At 45.5% G+C, this 21,723-nt stretch carries 22 protein-coding genes and 1 tRNA gene; 20 read left to right on the top strand and 3 right to left on the bottom strand.

Features of this window, described 5'->3' with window-relative positions:
• Window positions 1–179 precede the first annotated feature (179 nt).
• The 4 genes from BN3261_RS09415 (at window position 180) to BN3261_RS09400 (ending at window position 3,831) form a co-directional block, all read left to right on the top strand.
• Window positions 180–1,202 carry an ABC transporter substrate-binding protein gene (locus tag BN3261_RS09415; protein WP_021652568.1) on the top strand — a complete coding sequence of 341 codons (1,023 nt, stop codon included), beginning with the start codon at window positions 180–182 and terminating at the stop codon, window positions 1,200–1,202.
• Window positions 1,203–1,522: 320 nt separating this feature from the next.
• Entirely contained in the window at window positions 1,523–1,945 is a 423-nt protein-coding gene (gene tnpA, locus BN3261_RS09410) for an IS200/IS605 family transposase (protein WP_059086115.1), read from the top strand.
• A complete protein-coding gene (locus tag BN3261_RS09405) occupies window positions 1,945–2,586 on the top strand; it encodes an RNA-guided endonuclease TnpB family protein (RefSeq protein ID WP_059086114.1) in 642 nt (213 codons plus the stop codon). Before tnpA ends, BN3261_RS09405 begins: the two co-directional genes overlap by 1 nt.
• A gap of 222 nt (window positions 2,587–2,808) precedes the next feature.
• Window positions 2,809–3,831, top strand: a complete 1,023-nt coding sequence (locus tag BN3261_RS09400) for a threonine aldolase family protein (RefSeq protein ID WP_059086113.1) — start codon at window positions 2,809–2,811, stop codon at window positions 3,829–3,831.
• Between the two features lie 90 nt (window positions 3,832–3,921).
• On the opposite strand, the gene proC is transcribed toward BN3261_RS09400, so the two are convergent.
• The 3 genes from proC to BN3261_RS09385 form a co-directional block, all read right to left on the bottom strand.
• Complete coding sequence (gene proC, locus BN3261_RS09395) at window positions 3,922–4,716, bottom strand: pyrroline-5-carboxylate reductase (protein ID WP_059086112.1); 795 nt, start codon at window positions 4,714–4,716, stop codon at window positions 3,922–3,924.
• A gap of 68 nt (window positions 4,717–4,784) precedes the next feature.
• Window positions 4,785–4,855 (bottom strand) — tRNA-Gly (locus BN3261_RS09390).
• A gap of 108 nt (window positions 4,856–4,963) precedes the next feature.
• Entirely contained in the window at window positions 4,964–5,446 is a 483-nt protein-coding gene (locus BN3261_RS09385; protein WP_059086111.1) for a CYTH domain-containing protein, read from the bottom strand.
• A gap of 182 nt (window positions 5,447–5,628) precedes the next feature.
• On the opposite strand from BN3261_RS09385, the gene BN3261_RS09380 reads away from it, so the two are divergent.
• The 16 genes from BN3261_RS09380 (at window position 5,629) to BN3261_RS09305 (ending at window position 21,644) form a co-directional block, all read left to right on the top strand.
• Window positions 5,629–6,186 (top strand): DJ-1 family glyoxalase III, encoded by a 558-nt coding sequence (locus BN3261_RS09380; protein ID WP_092068762.1) that lies wholly within the window; start codon window positions 5,629–5,631, stop codon window positions 6,184–6,186.
• Complete coding sequence (locus BN3261_RS09375; protein WP_059086110.1) at window positions 6,183–7,463, top strand: InlB B-repeat-containing protein; 1,281 nt, start codon at window positions 6,183–6,185, stop codon at window positions 7,461–7,463. Before BN3261_RS09380 ends, BN3261_RS09375 begins: the two co-directional genes overlap by 4 nt.
• Before the next feature lie 156 nt (window positions 7,464–7,619).
• Window positions 7,620–8,906 carry a trigger factor gene (gene tig / locus BN3261_RS09370; RefSeq protein WP_015527366.1) on the top strand — a complete coding sequence of 429 codons (1,287 nt, stop codon included), beginning with the start codon at window positions 7,620–7,622 and terminating at the stop codon, window positions 8,904–8,906.
• A gap of 24 nt (window positions 8,907–8,930) precedes the next feature.
• The gene (gene clpP / locus BN3261_RS09365; RefSeq protein ID WP_015527365.1) at window positions 8,931–9,512 is read left to right on the top strand and encodes an ATP-dependent Clp endopeptidase proteolytic subunit ClpP; all 582 of its coding nucleotides are present in this window, start codon (window positions 8,931–8,933) and stop codon (window positions 9,510–9,512) included.
• A 111-nt stretch (window positions 9,513–9,623) separates the two neighbouring features.
• Window positions 9,624–10,937, top strand: a complete 1,314-nt coding sequence (gene clpX, locus BN3261_RS09360; RefSeq protein WP_059086109.1) for an ATP-dependent Clp protease ATP-binding subunit ClpX — start codon at window positions 9,624–9,626, stop codon at window positions 10,935–10,937.
• A gap of 17 nt (window positions 10,938–10,954) precedes the next feature.
• Window positions 10,955–13,267 (top strand): endopeptidase La, encoded by a 2,313-nt coding sequence (gene lon, locus BN3261_RS09355; RefSeq protein ID WP_022426170.1) that lies wholly within the window; start codon window positions 10,955–10,957, stop codon window positions 13,265–13,267.
• A 69-nt stretch (window positions 13,268–13,336) separates the two neighbouring features.
• Entirely contained in the window at window positions 13,337–13,948 is a 612-nt protein-coding gene (gene yihA, locus BN3261_RS09350) for a ribosome biogenesis GTP-binding protein YihA/YsxC (RefSeq protein WP_059086108.1), read from the top strand.
• Window positions 13,949–13,962: 14 nt separating this feature from the next.
• Window positions 13,963–14,814, top strand: coding sequence for an energy-coupling factor transporter ATPase (locus BN3261_RS09345; RefSeq protein WP_059086107.1), 852 nt, complete (start codon window positions 13,963–13,965; stop codon window positions 14,812–14,814).
• Entirely contained in the window at window positions 14,799–15,686 is an 888-nt protein-coding gene (locus tag BN3261_RS09340; RefSeq protein WP_022426171.1) for an energy-coupling factor transporter ATPase, read from the top strand. Before BN3261_RS09345 ends, BN3261_RS09340 begins: the two co-directional genes overlap by 16 nt.
• The gene (locus BN3261_RS09335) at window positions 15,683–16,486 is read left to right on the top strand and encodes an energy-coupling factor transporter transmembrane component T family protein (RefSeq protein ID WP_015527359.1); all 804 of its coding nucleotides are present in this window, start codon (window positions 15,683–15,685) and stop codon (window positions 16,484–16,486) included. The genes BN3261_RS09340 and BN3261_RS09335 overlap by 4 nt, the downstream gene beginning before the upstream one ends.
• A gap of 157 nt (window positions 16,487–16,643) precedes the next feature.
• Window positions 16,644–17,381, top strand: coding sequence for a tRNA pseudouridine(38-40) synthase TruA (gene truA, locus BN3261_RS09330; RefSeq protein WP_021650594.1), 738 nt, complete (start codon window positions 16,644–16,646; stop codon window positions 17,379–17,381).
• Between the two features lie 243 nt (window positions 17,382–17,624).
• Complete coding sequence (rplM, locus tag BN3261_RS09325) at window positions 17,625–18,053, top strand: 50S ribosomal protein L13 (protein ID WP_021650595.1); 429 nt, start codon at window positions 17,625–17,627, stop codon at window positions 18,051–18,053.
• Between the two features lie 16 nt (window positions 18,054–18,069).
• The gene (rpsI, locus tag BN3261_RS09320; protein ID WP_059086106.1) at window positions 18,070–18,462 is read left to right on the top strand and encodes a 30S ribosomal protein S9; all 393 of its coding nucleotides are present in this window, start codon (window positions 18,070–18,072) and stop codon (window positions 18,460–18,462) included.
• 614 nt (window positions 18,463–19,076) lie between these two features.
• Window positions 19,077–20,093, top strand: coding sequence for an O-acetyl-ADP-ribose deacetylase (locus BN3261_RS09315; protein ID WP_059086105.1), 1,017 nt, complete (start codon window positions 19,077–19,079; stop codon window positions 20,091–20,093).
• Between the two features lie 56 nt (window positions 20,094–20,149).
• A complete protein-coding gene (locus BN3261_RS09310) occupies window positions 20,150–20,611 on the top strand; it encodes a hypothetical protein (RefSeq protein ID WP_021650598.1) in 462 nt (153 codons plus the stop codon).
• An 85-nt stretch (window positions 20,612–20,696) separates the two neighbouring features.
• Window positions 20,697–21,644: a DUF4868 domain-containing protein gene (locus BN3261_RS09305; protein ID WP_059086104.1), complete on the top strand. Its 948-nt coding sequence runs from the start codon at window positions 20,697–20,699 to the stop codon at window positions 21,642–21,644.
• Window positions 21,645–21,723 lie beyond the last annotated feature (79 nt).

Below are 21,723 nucleotides of genomic sequence, written 5' to 3'. Positions count from 1 at the left end.
TAAAATTCATATTTTTTAACTGATGGGAAAGTTGATCGTGATCAGCAGTTGGTTTTTGGGCATATCCTAACAAAAGGAATCATGGAGACTGTGTTTTACGATACTTTGTATGTTTCCCTGGTCACCAATTAATTAATTATGCATACTCTAACAGAAGAAGTCTGTAAAGGAGTATCTGCATGAAAAATAAAAAATGGATTGCACTGGCGGCAGCAGTTGTGCTGGCGGTGACGGCGCTGCCAATGGGAGTATTTGCTGCGAAGAAAGACAGCACAGAAGAGAAGCTTACAAAGGTTACACTGAATGAAGTCGCACATTCAATCTTTTACGCACCGCAGTATGTGGCGATTGAGGAGGGATATTTTGCGGAGAAAGGTCTGGATCTGACGCTGGTGACGGGATTCGGAGCAGATAAAACGATGACTGCTGTGATTTCCGGTGAGGCAGATATTGGATTTATGGGCGCAGAGGCATCTGTTTATGCTTATCAGGAGGGCGCCACGGATCCTGTCGTAAATTTTGCACAGTTAACCCAGCGTGCGGGGAATTTTCTAGTGGCAAGAGAAGAGATGCCTGATTTCAAATGGGAGGATCTAAAAGGAGAGAAGGTTCTTGGCGGTCGTAAGGGCGGAATGCCGGAAATGGTATTTGAATATATACTGAAGAAAAACGGCATTGATCCGCAAAAGGATCTGACCATCGACCAGAGCGTTGATTTCGGTTCCACAGCAGCAGCTTTTACCAGTGATGATTCCGCGGCATATACAGTAGAATTCGAACCATCTGCGACCATTCTGGAAAAAGAAGGAGCGGGCTATGTAGTTGCATCTCTCGGAGAGGCATCCGGCTATGTACCATATACATCCTACAGTGCAAAAGCAAGCTACATGAAAGAAAATCCTGAGATCATCCAGAAATTTACCGATGCACTTCAGAAGGGAATGGACTATGTGCAGAGTCATACGCCGGAGGAAATCGCAGAAGTGATCGCACCGCAGTTCAAAGAAACAGATCTTGAAACCATTACTGCCATTGTAAAACGTTATTATGACCAGGATACCTGGAAAGAAAATCTTATTTTTGAAAAAGACAGCTTTGAGCTTCTGCAGGATATCCTGGAAGATGCAGGTGAGCTGACGGATCGTACAGCGTATGAAAATCTGGTGCAGACAGAGTATGCACAGAAAGCATGTGAAAATTAAAAAATAGTTTAGAAAGTTTAAAAAAACATGGGAAAAACCTGCGGCTTTTATAAAAACCGCAGGTTTTTGTATGTAATAAAGAGGAAATAAGAAAAAAAGAAAAGTTGATTTCGGTGCATATGCGTTTCTGATACCGGCAGCAGTGATCTACCTTTCCGTAATTGTGGTACCGGTATTTTACTCACTGTTTATCCAATGCGTCGTAAAACCCCTTGTTTCCGCTATGGGGATATAAGACGCGTCCATCGAATTTATGCAAGTAATTGAAGATGGACAAAATAGTAATTGTATTAACTAATAAACCATAGTATAATATAAATATGAACACAACATATAAATCAAACAACAATGTCGTCTATTCCTGTAAATACCATGTAGTATGGTGTCCAAAGTATAGACGAAAAGTATTAATTAATGGTGTGGACGTCCGGCTGAAGGAGCTGCTCACAGAGTATGCTGCAAATCTTTCTGTAGACATTCTGGAAATGGAGATCATGCCAGATCATGTTCATATGCTTTTGGAAGTAGATCCTCAGTTTGGCATCCACAAAGCTGTAAAGTCATTTAAAGGCTATACGTCCAGAATTTTAAGACAGGAATTTCCCTATCTTAAAACGAAAATGCCGACTCTCTGGACAAACAGCTATTTTGTATCGACGGTGGGCGGTGCTCCGCTGGAAACAGTAAAACAGTATATTGAAAACCAGAAAACATCGCAGAGACAAAAGGATAAAATGGGATAATGCAAAAAGGAATTAAATTTAGAATCTACCCGAACAGAGAACAGAAAAACTTCATCCATCAGACCCTGGGATGCTGCCGGTTCATCTACAATCGGGGACTTGCCATGCGTAAGGAAGGCTATGAAAATGGGGAAAAGATCGGCTATTCCCAGACTTCCGCCATGCTGACTGAACTGAAAAAGCAAGAGGAGTTTGCCTTTCTGAAAGATTCCCATAACCGCGAGAAGCAGCGGATCAGGGTGGCAAGAGTGTATGAGAAAGTAACCAATCAGCGGAATGATTTCCTGCAGAAACAGTCAACGATGCTGGTGAGTGAAAACCAAACCATCTGTATTGAAGATCTGAATGTTAAGGGGATGATCCGGAATCATAAACTGTCAAAATCGATAGCGAGTGTTTCCTGGGCAAAATTTTTTGAAATGCTGGAATATAAAGCTGGCTGGTATGGAAATGAAATTCACAGAGTACCAACGATGTATCCGAGCAGTCAGACCTGCAGCTGTTGTGGCTACAGAAATCCACGGATAAAAAATCTGGGCATTCGTATCTGGGAGTGTCCCAAATGCCATGCGGTTCATGACCGGGATACGAATGCAAGTATCAATATTCTGAAAAAAGGACTGCAGATGCAGTCTGCATAAAGATAAAAACTGTACCGTAGGGCATACGGGAACAGTATAAATATAGCTTGTGGACACTGTGTAAGACATTGCAGTACCGTAAGGTGTTTGCCAATGCAGTAGTGGGAGAAGCAAGAATCCCCCTGCTTTAGCTGTTGGGAGTGTCAAATCGTTTTCCACATGTAAGATCATTCCGGGGAAGACGGTCAAATAAAATGAAAATACAGATGAGGAGAAAATAAAATGTTATTTTTTGTAAACGATTACTGCGAGGGAGCCCATCCGGCGATCCTCCAGAAGCTTCTGGAAACCAATATGGAGAAGCTTTCCGGCTATGGCACAGACAAATACTGTGATTCTGCAAAGGAGAAGATCCGTAAAGCCTGTGGCTGCCCGGATGCAGATGTGCTTTTCCTAGTGGGAGGAACTCAGACCAATGCCACGATCATAGGTTCTGTCCTGAACCGTTATGAAGGTGTTCTTGCGGCGCAGACCGGACACGTAAGCTGTCATGAGGCCGGAGCAATCGAGTATACAGGACATAAGGTACTGACACTTCCGGCAGAAAACGGAAAGATCAAAGCAGAAAGTATCACAGATTATGTGGAAACTTTTTATGGGGATGAAAGTCACGACCATATGGTATTTCCGGGAATGGTTTATATTTCCCATCCGACAGAGTACGGAACACTTTATACGAAGAAAGAGCTGGAGGAAATTTCCGAGGTATGCCATAAATACGAGCTTCCGCTGTTTCTGGACGGAGCAAGACTTGGCTACGGTCTGGTAAGTCCGGAAGCAGATGTGACACTTGAGGATATCGCCAGATGTACAGATGTGTTCTACATCGGCGGAACCAAGGTCGGTGCACTCTGCGGTGAGGCAGTGGTCTTTACGAAAAAAGCTCCGAAGCACTTTATGACTATGGTGAAGCAGCAGGGAGCCCTTCTGGCAAAAGGCCGTCTTCTGGGAATCCAGTTTGACACACTGTTTACCGATGATCTGTATACAAGAATCAGCAAAAATGCTATTGAAACAGCCATGAAGCTGAAAAGAGCCCTTCAGGAAAAAGGATATCAGCTTTTCCTGGATTCTCCCACGAACCAGCAGTTTGTAGTTTTGGAAAATAAAAAGAAAGAAGAACTGGGCAAAGAAGTTCAGTTTGATTTCTGGGAAAAATATGATGAAGATCATACAGTGATCCGTTTTGCCACAAGCTGGGGAACAAAAATGGAAGATATTGACGCACTGATCGAGTTGCTGTAGGGCTGTCGGCAGACGATAAAAGAGATGAGATGGAAAAACTCCGTGAGGTCCGGGTGAATGCAGACCTCACGGAGTTTTTGTTTTCGAAAATTATAACTTCTTACCCTTCTCAGCAGCTGCGGTAAGCGCTTCGAATACGGCACTGCGGAAGCCGCTCTTTTCCAGGGTGCGGACACCTTCAATGGTAGTTCCTGCCGGTGAGCAGACCATGTCTTTCAGGTCTCCCGGGTGTCTGCCGGTTTCCAGAACCATTTTTGCGCTGCCGAGAACAGTCTGGGAAGCAAATTTATAAGCCTGCTTACGAGGCATTCCCTGGCTGACAGCGGCATCTGCCATGGCTTCGATAAACATAAACACATAAGCCGGTGAACAGCCGCCTACAGCGCCTGCGGCGTCCATCAGACGCTCCGGTACCACTTCGGTACAGCCAAAGCTGTCTGTGATCTTAAGGATTTCTGCCAGTTCGTCTTCCGAAACCCGGTCATTGGTACATACAGCAGTCATTCCGGCCCCAACCTGTGCAGGAGTATTAGGCATAAAACGGACAACTTTCAGAGGAAGACCGGCTTTTTCTTCCAGCCATGCAAGAGTCTTGCCGGGAGCGATTCCGATGATGGTGTGCTCTGTTGTGAGACTGTCGTGGACCTCTGTGAGAACTTTCTCATAAAACTGCGGCTTTACTGCAAGAACGACAGTTTTTGCAGATCTGACTATTTCATTGTTATTCAGAGTGGTGACAACACCAAGAGTTTTTTCACTGCGCGCTCTGCCTTCGTCTGTAAGGTTGGAAACAATGATCTCGTCCTTTGAAAAGATCCCCTGACGGAGAATACCGCCGATCATGGCAGAGGCCATATTTCCACATCCGATAAATCCAATCTTCATAAACAAAAATCCTCCTTGAAATTTATAAAAAAGGACACGCCTGACTGCGTGCCCTCTTTGGCAATGAAAGCAGATAACGGGAATCGAACCCGCCTCCTCAGCTTGGGAAGCTGATGTTCTACCGATGAACTATATCTGCCTGCATTACTAATTATAGCACCTGAAATAAGAAATACAAGTGCGATTTACGATACCAGTCAGTGATCGCTCTGCGTTACTGTTCAGTGGTAATATTCCGCGAAGCGTGTTACTGAGAACGGAGTGAACAGTAATCGCTCTGCCAGCCCTGGCTCATGGTACTGTTATGATATCTGGTGGAATAAGTTACATCTTCTCCGAACCAGTCCGGCGCAGTGTAGGCATTGGCGGCTTCCTCTGTAGGAAATTCCACCTCAGCCAGAAGAACTCCCTCGTATTCTCCGTGGAACACATCCAGTTCAATAAAAAGTCCGTCTTTTTCCGGGATCACATAGCGGTCCTTGGTAATGAGGATACCGTCTGCTTTAGGCTTCAGATGCTCATAGGCTTCAACGGTGAGCGGAAGATTATATTCTTCACGGCTCATGAGACCCCTGGATTTGTAAGTAAGAAAATAGTCATCATCCTGCCGGCGGATGCGGACGACAGGGGAAGTGCAAAGATACCCCTGCTCGATCCTGTGGCAGGGATAAGAAGCCAGATCCTGCGGAAGGTCATCCTTCCGGATCAGAAATTTACGTTCGATCTCCATATAAAAAACCTCCGGATTTGTGAAATGAAAAGATATTATGTTCAGTCTACAGGAAAAAAACAGGATTTGCAATGGCATATCTGTTGAAATTTCTTGACATTTTCAGATGGAAAAAGCATTATGGAAGGGAATGGGGAATACAGAAAATATTTATGGATTTTATAAAAGAAAGGATGAACAGGATCATGAGTAAAGTATATATTTTTTTCGCAGATGGTTTTGAAGATATTGAAGGACTGACCGTGGTAGATCTGATGAGAAGAGCCGGGATCGACATCCAGACAGTATCTATCAAAGAGACAAAAGAGATCAGAACCTCTCATGGGATCGATCTTCTTACAGACCGTACCTTTGGAGAATGTGATTTTTCCGATGCGGATATGCTTGTAATTCCGGGAGGAATGCCGGGAACAAAATATCTGGAGGAATATAAACCGCTGACTGAGCTTCTGACAGATTTCTATCAGAATGGTGGCAAGGTAGCAGCTATCTGTGCGGCACCAGGTATATTCGAGAGACTTGGATTCCTGAAAGGCAGAAATGCTACATCGTACCCATCTGTTATGGAACAGCTTAAAAGTGCCAGAACATCTCTGGAGCCTGTAGTGGTAGATGGAAATGTAACTACCAGCAGAGGCCTTGGAACAGCCATCGATTTCAGCCTTTCCCTGATCGGACAGCTGGAGGGAAGCGCAAAGGCAGAAGAGATCGCTGAATCGGTGGTGTATGTAAGAGCATGAAAAAAGAGATGAAACAGGTCCTGTGGGTAGTGGCGCTTTTTGTTATACTGATGACAGCCACAGGAAATTTGGTGTCAGCTGCCGGCTTTGACTGGTCGGATGATACATTCGGGAATGCTTGCAAAAAAGTGTATTCCGTATCTTTCAGGTCAGGCGGAGGAGCCTCCTCTGCTATATATAAAAAATTGGAAAAGAAACAGAAATATGGTTCCATGATCACGATTCCCAAAGTGCCGCAGGTCCCAGCAGGATATCAGGCAGAAGGATGGTCTCTGAAAAAAGGAGGAGCGGAGGCAGGATATAAGCCGGGAAAAAAATATTTTGTAAAAAGAAATGTAACGTTTTATGCAGTGATAAAAAAGAAGAACAATCCCAAACTGATCCTGCACAGGAATGACGGAGATATCTACAAGATCATCCAGGCTCCAAGCGGAAAACTGAAACTACCGGTGATGGCCAATGAAGAGAATTATACATTCCTTGGATGGTCTACCAGGGCAGGTCAGAAGACCGCACCAAGGTATGAAGCCGGACAGGTGATCACAGTCAGTGGGACCATGCATCTCTATGCGGTGAGATTCTGGCGGTATCAGGAACCGAATCTGGTCAGGAACAGCTTTCATTATCCTGAGAATTACGAAAGGATCATCTTCGTGGGAGATTCCAGGACATATGGTCTTCAGAAGGTATTGTACGAACAGTTTGGAAAGGAGTATGTGGACAGCCATGTCAGCTTTGTATGCTGTTCTAATACGGAACTGGGCTGGCTGAAGTCAACGGGCGCACAGGCTCTTTTGAAAGAAATAGAAAAATGTCGTAAAAATGAAAAATACGCAAAGATCGCAGTGGTGTTTAATCATGGTATCAATGATCTCAGAGATATTAACGGAAAACAGGATCTGAATGATAGACTCTCACAGTACGTGTCTTATATGAAAAAGCTGGGAACAAAGCTTTCCATGAAAAACTGCAGTCTGTATTATATGTCTGTGAATCCGATCAATGGAGGGGAAAAGGGAAGTACCAAGAATCGTAAATGTGAGGATGTCCGGACTTTTAACAGCGGTCTTGCCGGTGAGCTTGGAAGTCAGTACCACTATATTGATGTTTACAGTTATCTGATGCGGACCGGATATGGTACTGTATCCAATACGGGAGACGGTACAGACGATGGTGTTCATTATACGCCTAAAACTTATAAAAGGATTTTTACATTTTGTCTTAACAACATAAGAAAGACAGAAAATTACTTTGACATTGAGGACGTGGGCAGCTGAGAAATGCCCTGTGGGGGCATATGGAAAACTGAAAAAAATACTGGCGTTTTTACAGTGGTTATGCTATACTACAGAAATGACTGTAAATATATAATGCGAGTGTTAACTATTTTATATAAGGTATTTACTCGATATGATTAAGGAGGAACAAGAAACATGAGTTTACAGGTGGAGAAAATGGAGAAAAACATGGCGAAACTTACAATCGAGGTTTCCGCCGAGGATCTTGACAAAGCAATGCAGAATGCATATCAGAAAGCAAAAGGCAGAATTTCTATTCCGGGATTCCGTAAAGGAAAAGCTCCAAGAAAAATGATCGAGCAGATGTACGGAAAGGGAGTATTCCTTGAGGACGCTGCAAACGCTCTGATCCCTGAGCATTACAGCAAAGCACTTGCTGAGTGTGATCTTGAGATCGTTTCCCAGCCTAAGATCGATGTAACACAGGTTGAGCCTGGCAAACCATTTATCTTTACAGCAGAAGTAGCTACTAAACCAGAGGTAACTCTTGGTGACTATAAAGGACTTGAGGTTCCGAAGTCTGAGACAGAGGTAACAGACGAGGAAGTTGAGGCTGAGCTTAAGAAAGAGCAGGAGAAAAACTCCAGAACCATCACAGTTGAGGATCGTGCAGCACAGAACGGCGATACAGCAACTATCGATTTCGAGGGCTTCGTAGATGGTGAGGCATTCGAGGGCGGTAAAGGAACAGACTATCCGCTGACACTTGGATCCAACACCTTCATCCCGGGATTCGAGGAGCAGCTTGTTGGTGCTAACACAGGTGATCACGTAGAAGTTAAGGTTACATTCCCAGAGGAGTATCAGGCAAAAGAGCTGGCTGGCAAAGAAGCTGTATTCCAGTGCGATGTTAAGAAGATCGAAGCAAAAGAGCTTCCGGAGCTTGACGATGACTTTGCTAAGGATGTATCTGAGTTTGATACACTTGCTGAGTACAAGGAAGACGTTAAGAAGAACCTGACAGAGAAGAAAGCAGAAGATGCACGTCGTGCAAAAGAAGACGCAGCAGTAGATAAAGTGATCGAGAATGCACAGATGGATATTCCGGAGGCAATGATCGAGACACAGACACGTCAGATGCTTGACGATTTCGCAAGAAGAATGCAGTCCCAGGGTCTTTCCATGGAGCAGTACTTCCAGTTCACAGGCCAGAGCGTTGACAAGATGATGGAAGACATGAAGCCACAGGCTCTTAAGAGAATCCAGACAAGACTTGTTCTTGAGAAGATCGCTGAGGTAGAGAACATCCAGCCAACAGAGGAAGAAGTTAACGAAGAGATCTCCAAGATGGCAGAGATGTACAAGATGGAAGCAGACAAATTAAAAGATCTCATCGGTGAGAACGAGATGGAGCAGATGAAGAAAGATATGGCTGTTCAGAAAGCTGTTACATTAGTTGCCGATGCAGCTGTAGAGGCGTAATAAACCTCGGAAATGGAGGGCAAAATGAGTTTAGTACCTTACGTCATTGAGCAGACCAGCAGAGGAGAAAGAAGTTATGATATCTATTCAAGACTTCTTAAGGACCGAATCATTTTCCTTGGAGAAGAGGTAAACGATGTCAGTGCAAACCTGATCGTTGCGCAGCTTCTCTTCCTGGAAGCAGAAGATCCTTCCAAGGATATCCAGCTTTATATTAACAGCCCGGGTGGTTCTGTAACTGCCGGAATGGCAATTTATGATACAATGCAGTATATCAAGTGCGATGTATCTACGATCTGCCTTGGAATGGCAGCCAGCATGGGAGCTTTCCTCCTGTCCTCCGGTGCCAAAGGCAAGAGATATGCACTGCCGAATTCGACGATCATGATCCATCAGCCATCAGGCGGTGCACAGGGGCAGGCTACAGAGATCCAGATCGTAGCTGACCAGATCGCAAAAACCAAAAAGAAGCTGAACGAGATTCTTTCTGCGAATACCGGACAGCCTCTTGAGATTGTGGAAAAAGATACTGACCGTGACAACTATATGACAGCGGAAGAAGCTAAGGCATACGGCCTGATCGACGGTGTTGTGATCCACAAATAATGCGTAAGAAAAGACTCCTGTAAAGACACAGGAGTCTTATCTTGCTTTAAAAAGGAATTTTAAATGTCTGCGAGAGACGGACATTTACGCTTAGAAAGGAAACAAAAAGATATGGCAGATAAAGTAAAAGAAGGAAAGGTAAGATGCTCCTTTTGCCATAAGACTGAAGATCAGGTACGCAAGCTGATCGCAGGTCCGGATGGAGCATATATTTGTGATGAATGTATCGGGATCTGCTCCGAGATCATGGAAGAAGAATTCAGTATGTATGATCATGAGGCAGATTATGAAACAGGGATCAACCTTCTGAAACCGGAAGAGATCCACAGTATCCTGGATGAGTATGTGATCGGACAGGATGATGCCAAGAAGGCACTTTCCGTAGCTGTTTACAATCATTACAAGAGGATTCTTGCTTCAAGAAACCTGGACGTGGAGCTGCAGAAGAGTAATATCCTGATGCTTGGTCCGACCGGTTCCGGTAAGACACTTCTTGCACAGACACTGGCAAGACTGCTGAATGTTCCTTTTGCCATCGCAGATGCCACTACTCTCACAGAGGCAGGTTATGTTGGCGAGGATGTTGAGAACATTCTTCTGAAGATCATTCAGGCAGCCGATTACGATATTGAGCGTGCCCAGTACGGGATCATCTATATCGATGAGATCGATAAGATCACAAGAAAATCCGAGAATACCTCCATCACCAGAGATGTGTCCGGTGAGGGCGTACAGCAGGCACTTCTGAAAATTCTGGAAGGAACCGTTGCAAGCGTACCTCCTCAGGGAGGAAGAAAGCATCCTCATCAGGAATTTATCCAGATCGATACTACAAACATCCTGTTCATTTGCGGTGGTGCTTTTGACGGACTGGAGAAGATCATCGAGGCAAGACAGGATACCAAATCCATTGGTTTCGGGGCGGAGGTTTCCGAAAAGGAAGACCGCAATGTGGGCGAAGTTCTGAAGGAGGTTATGCCGGAGGACTTTATTAAATTTGGTCTGATCCCGGAGTTTATCGGACGAGTTCCGGTCGTGGTAACCTTGGATTCTCTGGATGAAGAAGCACTGATCCGTATTCTGAAGGAGCCTAAGAATTCCCTCACAAAACAGTACGACAAGCTTTTTGAGCTGGATGGCGTGCAGCTTGAGTTCCAGGATGAAGCACTTGAGACAGTTGCCCGGAAATCTCTTGAGAGAAAAACAGGTGCCAGAGGACTTCGTGCCATCATGGAGCATACCCTGATGGATCTGATGTACAAGACACCATCGGACGACACCATCCGTAAGTGTATCGTCACAAAAGAGGCAGTGGAGGGAACCGGAGAGCCGGAGATCATCCACGGGGAGGCCAAGACTCCTGCAAAAAAAGCAGGACGCAAAACATCCCGTTCGAAAAAGAAAGGCAAGCCGGAAACAGCTTGATGAAGGGAATGACATAAATGACAAATCAGGTCAATATATTGCCAATGATCGCTCTCCGTGGGACTACAGTCCTTCCGGATATGATCGTACACTTTGATGTGAGCAGGGAGAAATCTATCCGTGCCGTGGAAGCAGCCATGCTCCATGACCAGAAGATCTTTCTGCTGACACAGAAGGATCCTGAGGTGGAAATACCGGAACTTACGGATCTGTATCAGGTAGGAACCGTCGCTTATATCAAGCAGGTGGTGAAGCTTCCGCAGGATCTTTACCGGGTTCTGGTAGAGGGACTGGACAGGGCAGAGGTTCTGGGCCTGGAGCAGGAGGAACCATATCTGAAGGCGGAATGCGAGATCGTTACGGCACAGGAAGAGGATTACCCGGAACCGGTAAAGGACGCCATGCTTCGCAGCATCCGGGAGCTTTTTCAGAGATACTGCAGAGAAAGCGGAAAAGTAAGCAAGGATCTGGTAACCCAGATCATGAACATCGAAGATGTGCAGGAAACCATCGACCAGATCGCAGTAAATCTTCCGATGGCGTATCAGAACAAGCAGAAGCTTCTGGAAGCAGTGTCTTTGAATGACCGTTATGAGATCCTTGGAGCGCTTCTTGGCAGCGAGATCGAGGTGATCCATATCACCAAAGATCTTCAGCGCAAGGTGAAATCCCATATCGACAAGAATCAGAGAGAGTATATCCTCCGGGAACAGCTGAAAACCATCCGTGAGGAGCTGGGCGAGGAGAATACTGCTGATGATATCGATGAATTTAAAAAACAGCTGAAGGAGCTGGATGCATCTGATGAAGTAAAAGAGAAGATTTCCAAGGAGATCAGCCGTTTTAAAGGAATGGCAGCCAGTGCTGCAGAGGCAACGGTGCAGAGAGGCTATCTGGAAACCGTTCTTGCACTTCCGTGGAATAAGAAATCCGAGGATTCCGAGGATCTTGAGAACGCATGGAAGGTTTTGGAAGAGGGTCATTACGGACTGAAAGAGGTCAAAGAACGTATCATGGAATTCCTTGCTGTACGTAAGCTGACCCACAAGGGAAAGAGTCCGATCCTCTGTCTGGTGGGACCTCCGGGAACCGGAAAAACTTCCATTGCACGTTCTGTGGCAGAGGCCATGAACAAGAAATACGTCCGCATCTGTCTTGGAGGTGTCCGTGATGAGGCTGAGATCCGTGGCCACAGAAAGACTTACGTCGGTGCCATGCCAGGAAGGATCACAGTCGCACTGAAGGAAGCCGGAGTCAGCAACCCGCTGATGCTTCTTGATGAGATCGACAAGACCAGCAGCGATTATAAAGGAGATACCTCCGCAGCACTTCTGGAGGTTCTGGATCCGGAGCAGAACAGTAAGTTCAATGATCACTATGTGGAGATTCCCCAGGATCTTTCCGAGGTACTGTTTATTGCCACTGCAAATGATGTTCAGGGAATCCCGAGACCTCTTCTTGACCGTATGGAGCTGATGGAAATCCCGGGATATACGGAAAATGAGAAGGAACATATCGCAAGGGAACATCTGATCCCGAAGCAGATGGAGATCAACGGTATTCCGGAAGGCAAGCTGGTGATCCAGCCGGCAGCTCTTGGCAAGCTGATCAACAATTATACCAAGGAAGCAGGAGTCCGTTCTCTGGAGAGAAGCATCGGACGTATCTGCAGAAAAACTGCACGTGCTATCATGGAAGAGGGTAAGGATAAGGTAGTTGTCACATCCCGAAATATTTCCAGATTCCTTGGCAAAGAACGATATAACTATCTAATGGCCAATGAGAAGGATGAGATCGGGATCGCCCGCGGTCTTGCATGGACACAGGTAGGCGGTGATACCCTGCAGATCGAAGTCAATATCATGCCCGGAAAAGGCGAGCTGCTTCTTACCGGACAGCTTGGAGATGTGATGAAGGAATCTGCACAGGCAGGTATCAGCTATATCCGTTCGGTTTCTGACCAATATGAGATCGATCCGGAATTTTTCCAGAAGCATGATATGCATGTACATATCCCGGAGGGTGCTGTTCCGAAGGATGGTCCGTCTGCCGGTATTACAATGGCAACTGCCATGCTGTCTGCAATTATCGAAAAACCGGTACGTGCGGATCTTGCCATGACCGGTGAGATCACCTTAAGAGGCCGTGTGCTTCCGATCGGCGGACTGAAAGAGAAGCTGCTTGCAGCTAAATATGCCAGGATCAAGGAAGTCCTTGTTCCGGAGAAAAATCGTCCGGATATCGAGGAGATGGACAGAGAGATCATCCAGGGACTGAATATCCGGTTTGTGGATAGCATGAAAGAAGTTCTCGGTGAAGCTCTTGCATAAACAAAAAACAGAAAAACCCTGCCCTGACCTTCAGGACAGGGCTTTTAAAAGAAAAGGGAGGAATAACGAATGGTAATCAAAAACGTATCGCTGGATATCGTCTGCGGCATCACAAGCAAGATCCCGGACACAGGAAGGCCGGAGGTAGCTTTTGCGGGAAAATCAAATGTAGGGAAATCCTCCCTGATCAATGGTCTGATGAACCGCAAGGCCCTGGCAAGAACCAGCGCACAGCCGGGAAAAACACAGACGATCAATTTTTATAATATTAATGAAGCAATGTATCTCGTAGACCTGCCGGGCTACGGCTACGCCAAGGTTTCTGCGGCAGAGAAGGAAAAATGGGGAAAAATGATCGAGGGCTATCTTCATAATTCCAAAGAGCTCCGTGCGGTTTTTCTCCTGGTGGATATCCGCCACAAGCCTTCCGCCAATGACAAGCAGATGTATGACTGGATCTGTCACAACGGATATGAGCCGGTGATCATCGCGACCAAGCTTGATAAGCTGAAACGCAGCCAGGTGGCAAAAAGCCTGAAGGAGATCCGCATCGGACTGGGCCTTCCGAAAGAGGGAAAGATCCTTTCGTTTTCTGCGGAGACGAAGCAGGGAAGAGACGAGATATGGGCACTGATCGATGAGTTGACCGGCCTTGGTGAACCGGCAGCTACAGAGGATTAAGGAGAGCAGAAAAGATGGGAATTATCAAGGCGCTTAAGCTGGGATTTGACTATCAGAGATACGATGATGACGGCAATGTGGTAGACATGCAGCGTGCAGTCAATGATGTGGACCTGGACATTAAAGCAGGAGAATTTGTGGCAGTTCTGGGACATAACGGATCCGGAAAATCCACACTGGCGAAGCATATGAATGCGCTTCTGATCCCAACAGAGGGAACGATGCTGGTGGACGGGATCGATACCGCCAGAGAGACCAAACTCTGGAAGGTACGCCAGAAGGCAGGAATGGTATTTCAGAATCCGGATAACCAGATCATAGGAACCGTTGTGGAAGAGGATGTAGGATTTGGTCCGGAAAATATGGGAGTTCCTACAGATGATATCTGGAAACGGGTGAATGACAGCCTGGAAAAAGTCGGTATGACAGCCTATCGTTATCAGTCCCCAAACAAGCTTTCCGGAGGGCAGAAGCAGAGAGTGGCTATTGCAGGCGTGATGGCCATGCGCCCGCGGTGCATCATTCTGGATGAGCCTACCGCCATGCTGGATCCTAACGGAAGAAAGGAAGTCCTGGAGGCAGTGCGGGAGCTGAACCGTAAGGAAAAGGTAACAGTTATTCTGATCACCCATTACATGGAGGAAGTGATCCATGCTGACCGTGTTTATGTCATGGACAGCGGAAATGTTGTGATGCAGGGAAATCCCAAAGAGATCTTTTCCCAGGTGGATACCCTTAAGGCGTATGGACTGGATGTACCACAGGTAACACTTCTTGCATATGAACTGAAGAAATCCGGCGTGGATGTTCCGGATGGAATACTGACTACAGAGGAGCTGGTGAGCGCATTATGTCAATCGAATTAAAAAATGTAACCTATACCTACAGCCCCGGGACAGCCTATGAGAGCCATGCGCTGAAGGATGTCAGCCTTGTGATCCCGGACGGCCAGTTTATCGGGATCATCGGACACACAGGAAGCGGAAAATCCACGCTGATCCAGCATCTGAATGCGCTGGTACAGCCAACATCCGGCCAGGTTCTGTATAACGGAGAAGATGTGTGGGCTGAGAAATATGACCGGAAACAGCTCCGCAGCGAGGTTGGTCTGGTGTTCCAGTACCCGGAGCATCAGCTGTTTGAAAATGATGTGATCTCGGATGTATGCTTCGGACCTATGAATCAGGGACTTTCCAGGGAAGAAGCAGAGAAAGAAGCGAAGCAGGCGCTGACTCAGGTTGGAGTAAAAGAGTCCAATTTCAAGAAATCACCCTTTGAGCTTTCCGGAGGCCAGAAAAAAAGGGTAGCTATTGCAGGGGTTCTTGCCATGAACCCGAAGATCCTGATCCTGGACGAGCCCACAGCAGGGCTTGACCCGAAGGGCAGGGATGATATCCTGGATCAGATCGCAGAGCTTCATAAGGTGCGAGGGATAACCATTGTTCTGGTTTCCCACAGCATGGAGGATATTGCGAAATACGTGGAGCGCCTCATTGTTATGAATCACGGAGAAGCTGTATTTGATGATGAGCCGAAGAAGGTTTTTTTCCATTATAAGGAACTGGAAACCATGGGACTTGCCGCACCGCAGATCACTTATATCATGCATGCGCTGAAGGAACATGGGCTGCATGTGGATGCAGATGCCACAACGGTGGAGGAAGCCAGAGACAGTATCCTTGCCGCACTTGCGCAGGCGAACTCTCCATTACTGAACAAAGGAGGGGCGGAAAAATGATCAGAGATATTACCATTGGCCAGTATTATCCGGCCAAATCCGTTCTTCACAGACTGGACCCACGGACCAAATTTCTGGGAACTCTGGGATTTCTGATCTCTGTGTTCCTGTTCCATACATTTCTCGGATATGCGGTGGCAACAGCATTTCTGGTAGCCATGATCGCAATATCCAAGGTCCCGGTGAAATTCATGTTCAAGGGTCTGAAGGCTATCGTTATGATCCTTCTGATCACGGTTGTGTTCAATATCATCCTGACGCCTGGCGAAGTGCTGTGGCGTTTCGGGATCATCAAGGTCACAAGGGAAGGCCTTGTTCTTGCAGGAAGAATGGCAATCCGTCTTGTTTACCTTGTGATCGGATCTTCCATCATGACATTGACTACCACGCCGAATCAGCTGACAGATGGTCTGGAGAGACTGCTCCGTCCGCTGAACAAGATCCGGGTGCCGGTACATGAGATCGCCATGATGATGTCCATTGCCCTTCGATTTATCCCGATCCTTCTGGAGGAGACGGATAAGATCATGAAGGCACAGATCGCCAGAGGTGCAGATTTCGAAAACGGAAACCTGATCCAGAAGGCGAAAAATATGGTACCCCTTCTTGTACCGCTGTTTATTTCAGCGTTCCGCCGCGCCAATGATCTGGCAATGGCCATGGAAGCAAGGTGTTACCATGGTGGAGAGCACAGAACACAGATGAAGCCGCTGCATTATGAAAAAAGAGATTATGCGGCCTATGGAATCCTTGTGGCATATCTTGCGGTGGGTGTTGCATTCCGTGTGGCGGGACTGTAGCCAAATCCTGCCGGTACTCAGACATGGAACGGTCCGAAGCGCTGCATTTTGCACAGCAGAACTGTAACCGGATCAGGCAGGCATTTTGCAGGACGGTATGTCTGTTTTGGGATAGAAAGTACTGCAGGGATGTCTGTATCAGGAGGGAATATATTTTATGAAACGAGTAGGACTTGTTGTAGCTTATGATGGAACCAAGTACTCAGGCTGGCAGACACAGCCAAATGGAATCACCATTCAGGGCGTTTTAAACGATACCTTAAGTGAGCTGCTTGGGGAAAAGATCGAGACCATCGGTGCCAGCCGTACAGATGCAGGAGTGCACGCTCTTGGAAATGTGGCGGTGTTTGATACCGAATCCAGGATCCCCGGGGAAAAATTTTCCTATGCACTGAACCAGAGACTTCCGGAGGATATCCGTATCCAGCTTTCTGAGGAGGTGGAGCCGGATTTTCATCCCCGTTACTGTGACAGTGAAAAAACATATGAATATCGTATCCTGAACCGGCGGTTTCCGGTGCCAACGGAGCGTTTGTACTCTTATTTTTACCATTATAAACTGGATGTGGATAAGATGAAGGAAGCAACATCTTATCTGATCGGACGCCATGATTTTGCCAGCTTCTGCGGCTCCGGCGCACAGGTGAAGACCACCATCCGCACCGTGACCTCCATGGACGTGTGGAGAGATGGTGACATGGTGACCATCCGCATTTCAGGAACAGGTTTCCTTTACAATATGGTGCGTATCATTTCCGGAACCCTGATCGAGATCGGAAACGGGCAGTATCCGCCGGAACGCATGGATAAGATCCTGAAAGCCTGTGACCGCGGGGCAGCAGGCCCCACAGCTCCGGCTCAGGGGTTGACGCTGATGGGAATCGAGTTTTTCTGAAAACAGGAATTTTGTTGAAAATTACAAGAAAAAACAGTTGACAGGCAAGGTGCCTTATAATATAATAACTCAATGTGACGTAGTGCGAAGATGCTTGAGCCAATAGCCCCGGCGACGGCATTTTATCAGCGGTTTCGGACATTTCCGCGATTTATTTTGCACCCGCGTTTCCATTTACTTTTTTTCGCGGAAGTACCGCGGTTTGAGAAACATTATCGTTGATAAATAACAGGAGGTAGGACCATGCAGACTTATATGGCTAATCCGGATAAAATCGAAAGAAAATGGTATGTAGTTGACGCAGAGGGTTGCACTCTGGGACGTCTGGCATCCGGTGTTGCAAGTGTTTTAAGAGGAAAGAACAAACCTCAGTTTACACCGCACGTTGACACAGGAGATTATGTAATCGTTGTAAACGCTGATAAAATCAAAGTTACAGGCAAGAAGCTTGAGCAGAAGATTTATTATAACCACTCCGACTATGTTGGTGGAATGAAAGAAACCACATTAAAAGAAATGTTAGCAAAGAAACCTGAGAAGGTTATCGAGCTCGCAGTTAAGGGAATGCTTCCGAAAGGACCTCTTGGAAGAGCTATGAACAAGAAACTTTTCGTATACGCAGGACCAGAGCACAAACATGAGGCTCAGAAGCCTGAAGTTTTAACATTTTAATAGGAGGTAGAAAACATTGGCTAGCGCAAAATTCTACGGAACAGGAAGAAGAAAGAAATCAATCGCAAGAGTTTACCTGGTACCTGGAACAGGTAAAATCACTATCAATAAAAGAGATATCGATGAGTACTTCGGACTTGAGACTCTGAAGGTTATCGTTCGTCAGCCACTGGCTTTAACAGAGACAGAGGGTAAATTCGACGTGATCGTTAATGTTCACGGCGGTGGATACACAGGACAGGCTGGAGCAATCCGTCATGGTCTTTCCAGAGCACTCCTTGAGGCAGACAAAGACTACAGACCAGCTCTTAAAGCTGCTGGATTCCTTACACGTGATCCACGTATGAAAGAGCGTAAGAAATACGGTCTCAAAGCTGCTCGTCGCGCACCGCAGTTCAGCAAGCGATAATTCCAATCGAATACGGAAATTTATCAAAACCTCGGAAATTTTTGATTTTCCGGGGTTTTTTTATGCCTGAAAGTTCTTGGATTTTCTAAAAAAGTGGGCGATTTTGAAGTGTAGAACACACGTAGCGCACAAAACACCTTAAAAAATATATTGAGTATATTGCAAAGAAAAATTGCGTATGATATAATGCCAGTAGGCAAAAGGTATTAAAGTGTTTATAACAAAAAGAGTGAAAGCCCTTGAAGTTGCAGCTTCTTGGGCTTTCTTCTTATTTTATTATAGTGGATAAGAAACCACTAGGCTATTTGTTGTCCCTATCATGTCTGTCTAACCATTTGCAGATGAGATGGCAAGTAACACCTGCCGCAACAGTGATGATAAAGGTAATTAAAGTGTCTATAACGTTCACCTCCTCCCGTTGCCGGGTTTCGGTTGGACAACAATAGTATTATAGCATAGAACAATACGGACGGGAAGCAAATATATTTGCCCTTTATGGCAGTGTATTTGCAGGAACAGTGTAGCGCCGAAAAAATTGAAAGCAATGTATGAGACACTTTAATAGATATTTGATCAGACAAGGACTCTGATCGGACGAATGGGAGGTATGCTTCATGCCGTTACAGATTATCAGAAACGATATTACAAAAATGCGCGTTGACGCAATCGTCAATGCTGCCAACACTTCTCTTTTGGGCGGCGGTGGTGTGGACGGCTGCATTCATCGTGCCGCCGGACCGGAACTGCTTGCAGAATGCAGTACGCTGCATGGCTGCGAGACTGGCAGCGCAAAAATCACAAAGGGATATCGCCTGCCCTGCAAATATGTGATTCATGCAGTCGGCCCGCGCTGGCGAGATGGCAAGCATCAGGAACAACAGCTTCTGGAATCCTGTTATCGGACATCTTTGAACCTGGCAAAAGAAAATGGCTGTCAGGCGGTGGCTTTTCCGCTGATTTCCTCCGGCATCTACGGCTATCCAAAAGACCAGGCTCTGAAGGTTGCAGTCGATACCATCAGTGCATTCTTGCTGAAAAATGAGATGATGGTCTACATCGTTATCTTTGATAAGAAGGCATATCAGATTAGCGGAAAACTGTTTGCTGATATCGCGGCGTACATAGATGACTGGTATGTGGATGAACATACCGACAGTCGAGTAGAACAGAGACGGCGGCTTGAAGCGCTGTCAGAGGAATCCTGCTTTGAAGCTGCATCTGCCCCGCTGCCGTCCGAAGTAATCTGTAAATCTTGCAGCAGTCAATCTCTGGAGGAGGCACTGGGGCAGATTGATGAGAGCTTTTCGGAAATGCTGCTGCGGAAGATTGACGAAAGCGGCATGACGGATGTCCAGTGTTACAAGAAGGCAAACATTGACCGGAAGCTCTTTTCCAAAATTCGCTCTGATAAATTCTATAGGCCATCCAAACCAACAGTGCTGGCATTTGCTCTTGCTTTGGAACTGCCGCTTGCCCAGATGCAGGAGATGCTCGGTAAGGCAGGGTTTACCCTTTCCCATTCGAGCAAATTCGATATCATTGTAGAATATTTTGTCGAACGGGGAAACTACAATGTGTATGAAATCAACGAGGCATTGTTTGCTTTTGACCAGAGCCTGATCGGGGCATAAGGACAAAGAAATGTCGTTTTCTATGCGACCACTTCACAAAAGAAAATCGCTATATTATGGCTGTAAGGTACGAAACCGAGCAGCCAGTGCTAACACCGGCTGTATCGCAGATGTCGATGCTTCCAACAATAGATCGTGAAGGAATTACAAAGTTCATCAATGAACAGGGATATCTGACTTATATCGTCCGTGCGGTAAAAATCAATAGTTATTTGAAGTCTTTGATGAGCTTGGCAGGGCTGTTATCGCAGTTCAATATCTGTATTACAGAAAGTAGAGAGGCGAAGGGGCAAGCGTTGGAAAAGACCAAGGCTGATATCGATAAATATCTACGTGATGTTGAATATTGGAACCAGTTTGAAGAACCAGAAGTGGATCACAAATTACATTACTGGAAAATCGACAACTGGGGTGAAAAGATATTTGGTTCACATGGCGTTTTGTTCCTTGGAGCATTCATGGACAATACAAAACTCCTCTTCCCAGTTTTACTAATAATGAAATTTGTTTGGCTGTAGTTAAAGGCAGGTTTTTAAAAAATCCTAGTACAGTAGAATATAAAGTGATTAATGATACAGTCCTCTACATGAAGGAGATGAACAAATGACCAAGGAAGAAATTCAGGCATCGATTAAGTCGATAATGTTTTCTGGTTCAGTTTGCGGTATTGAAATATATGCCTGCCTACGCGATGAAAGTGGATATCAAACCAAAAAAATCAGAGCAACAGATAAGTTGCTTTCTAGCACAAAAGATAAGGTGGCAGGTTTTATCAATTGTACCTATCTTGCAGATGATGTCGAATTTGATACATCAGAAAATATTGCAGACAATAAGAAAGAATTTTATGAGATTAGTCTGATAGAGAACTATAGACCCTTTACTTTTCTTGATGATGCTGAAAAGCGTACGGAGTACTACTCGGAAAGCGATAGAAATAAACTGTCTGGATTTCTTTTTAGAATCAATTTGAATGACAAGTACTTTTGGGTTTATCAACATATATACTCTGTATCAAGAATTGATCGAAGTAAAAATGTTATAGCCCTATTTGTTGGTGATACATACGATGAAATTGATAGCGATATTGTGCAGATAGATTCACGAGCAGATGTAATTATCTTTTCTTCAAGTGTTGTTACGGCAAAAATGGATCTTATGCAGAGATTTTTTGGATTTGAGCAATACATACGAGCGGGGGCACAGAAGACGATTGAGATTATTCGCGATCTGGATATTGTAGATAGCCTTGAAAAGTTTGTTGCGTTTGAAAATAAAAGTAAGTTGACAAATGCAAAGAAGTTATTAAAGGCAAAAAATTCGCCTGTTTTGCAGATGAAAAAGAACGATTTGTTAGAGAATCTGAAAAAGCATTCTCGCTACAAAACTATGTTCAAGTTTGAAGAAGATCATATTGTGATTTCTTCACAAAAAGAGGCAGCGGCATTTATTAAAATGTTGAATGATGATATTGTTCGGTCTGAACTCACTGGAAAAGAATATGACAGCTCCAGCAAAATGCTTTTGGGCCCAGTGGGAGCAAGTCACTGACTGACCAATGATAGGAAAATATAGATGAGTGATAGAAGAAAAAAAGGATTCTATGTCACAGGTACTGTCAGATATAAAG

It is taken from the genome of Blautia massiliensis (ex Durand et al. 2017) (assembly GCF_001487165.1).
In the GTDB taxonomy this organism is placed as follows: Bacteria; Bacillota; Clostridia; order Lachnospirales; family Lachnospiraceae; genus Blautia_A; species Blautia_A fusiformis.
This window is presented reverse-complemented; position numbering and strand designations above follow the sequence as displayed.

Excerpts from the sequence above, each read along its gene's own strand:
- BN3261_RS09415 (WP_021652568.1), top strand. The coding sequence starts at position 180 with ATGAAAAATAAAAAATGGATTGCACTGGCGGCAGCAGTTGTGCTGGCG.
- tnpA (WP_059086115.1), top strand. The coding sequence starts at position 1,523 with ATGAACACAACATATAAATCAAACAACAATGTCGTCTATTCCTGTAAA.
- BN3261_RS09405 (WP_059086114.1), top strand. The coding sequence starts at position 1,945 with ATGCAAAAAGGAATTAAATTTAGAATCTACCCGAACAGAGAACAGAAA.
- BN3261_RS09400 (WP_059086113.1), top strand. The coding sequence starts at position 2,809 with ATGTTATTTTTTGTAAACGATTACTGCGAGGGAGCCCATCCGGCGATC.
- proC (WP_059086112.1), bottom strand. The coding sequence starts at position 4,716 with ATGAAGATTGGATTTATCGGATGTGGAAATATGGCCTCTGCCATGATC.
- BN3261_RS09385 (WP_059086111.1), bottom strand. The coding sequence starts at position 5,446 with ATGGAGATCGAACGTAAATTTCTGATCCGGAAGGATGACCTTCCGCAG.
- BN3261_RS09375 (WP_059086110.1), top strand. The coding sequence starts at position 6,183 with ATGAAAAAAGAGATGAAACAGGTCCTGTGGGTAGTGGCGCTTTTTGTT.
- tig (WP_015527366.1), top strand. The coding sequence starts at position 7,620 with ATGAGTTTACAGGTGGAGAAAATGGAGAAAAACATGGCGAAACTTACA.
- clpP (WP_015527365.1), top strand. The coding sequence starts at position 8,931 with ATGAGTTTAGTACCTTACGTCATTGAGCAGACCAGCAGAGGAGAAAGA.
- clpX (WP_059086109.1), top strand. The coding sequence starts at position 9,624 with ATGGCAGATAAAGTAAAAGAAGGAAAGGTAAGATGCTCCTTTTGCCAT.
- lon (WP_022426170.1), top strand. The coding sequence starts at position 10,955 with ATGACAAATCAGGTCAATATATTGCCAATGATCGCTCTCCGTGGGACT.
- yihA (WP_059086108.1), top strand. The coding sequence starts at position 13,337 with ATGGTAATCAAAAACGTATCGCTGGATATCGTCTGCGGCATCACAAGC.
- BN3261_RS09345 (WP_059086107.1), top strand. The coding sequence starts at position 13,963 with ATGGGAATTATCAAGGCGCTTAAGCTGGGATTTGACTATCAGAGATAC.
- BN3261_RS09340 (WP_022426171.1), top strand. The coding sequence starts at position 14,799 with ATGTCAATCGAATTAAAAAATGTAACCTATACCTACAGCCCCGGGACA.
- BN3261_RS09335 (WP_015527359.1), top strand. The coding sequence starts at position 15,683 with ATGATCAGAGATATTACCATTGGCCAGTATTATCCGGCCAAATCCGTT.
- truA (WP_021650594.1), top strand. The coding sequence starts at position 16,644 with ATGAAACGAGTAGGACTTGTTGTAGCTTATGATGGAACCAAGTACTCA.
- rplM (WP_021650595.1), top strand. The coding sequence starts at position 17,625 with ATGCAGACTTATATGGCTAATCCGGATAAAATCGAAAGAAAATGGTAT.
- BN3261_RS09315 (WP_059086105.1), top strand. The coding sequence starts at position 19,077 with ATGCCGTTACAGATTATCAGAAACGATATTACAAAAATGCGCGTTGAC.
- BN3261_RS09310 (WP_021650598.1), top strand. The coding sequence starts at position 20,150 with ATGGCTGTAAGGTACGAAACCGAGCAGCCAGTGCTAACACCGGCTGTA.
- BN3261_RS09305 (WP_059086104.1), top strand. The coding sequence starts at position 20,697 with ATGACCAAGGAAGAAATTCAGGCATCGATTAAGTCGATAATGTTTTCT.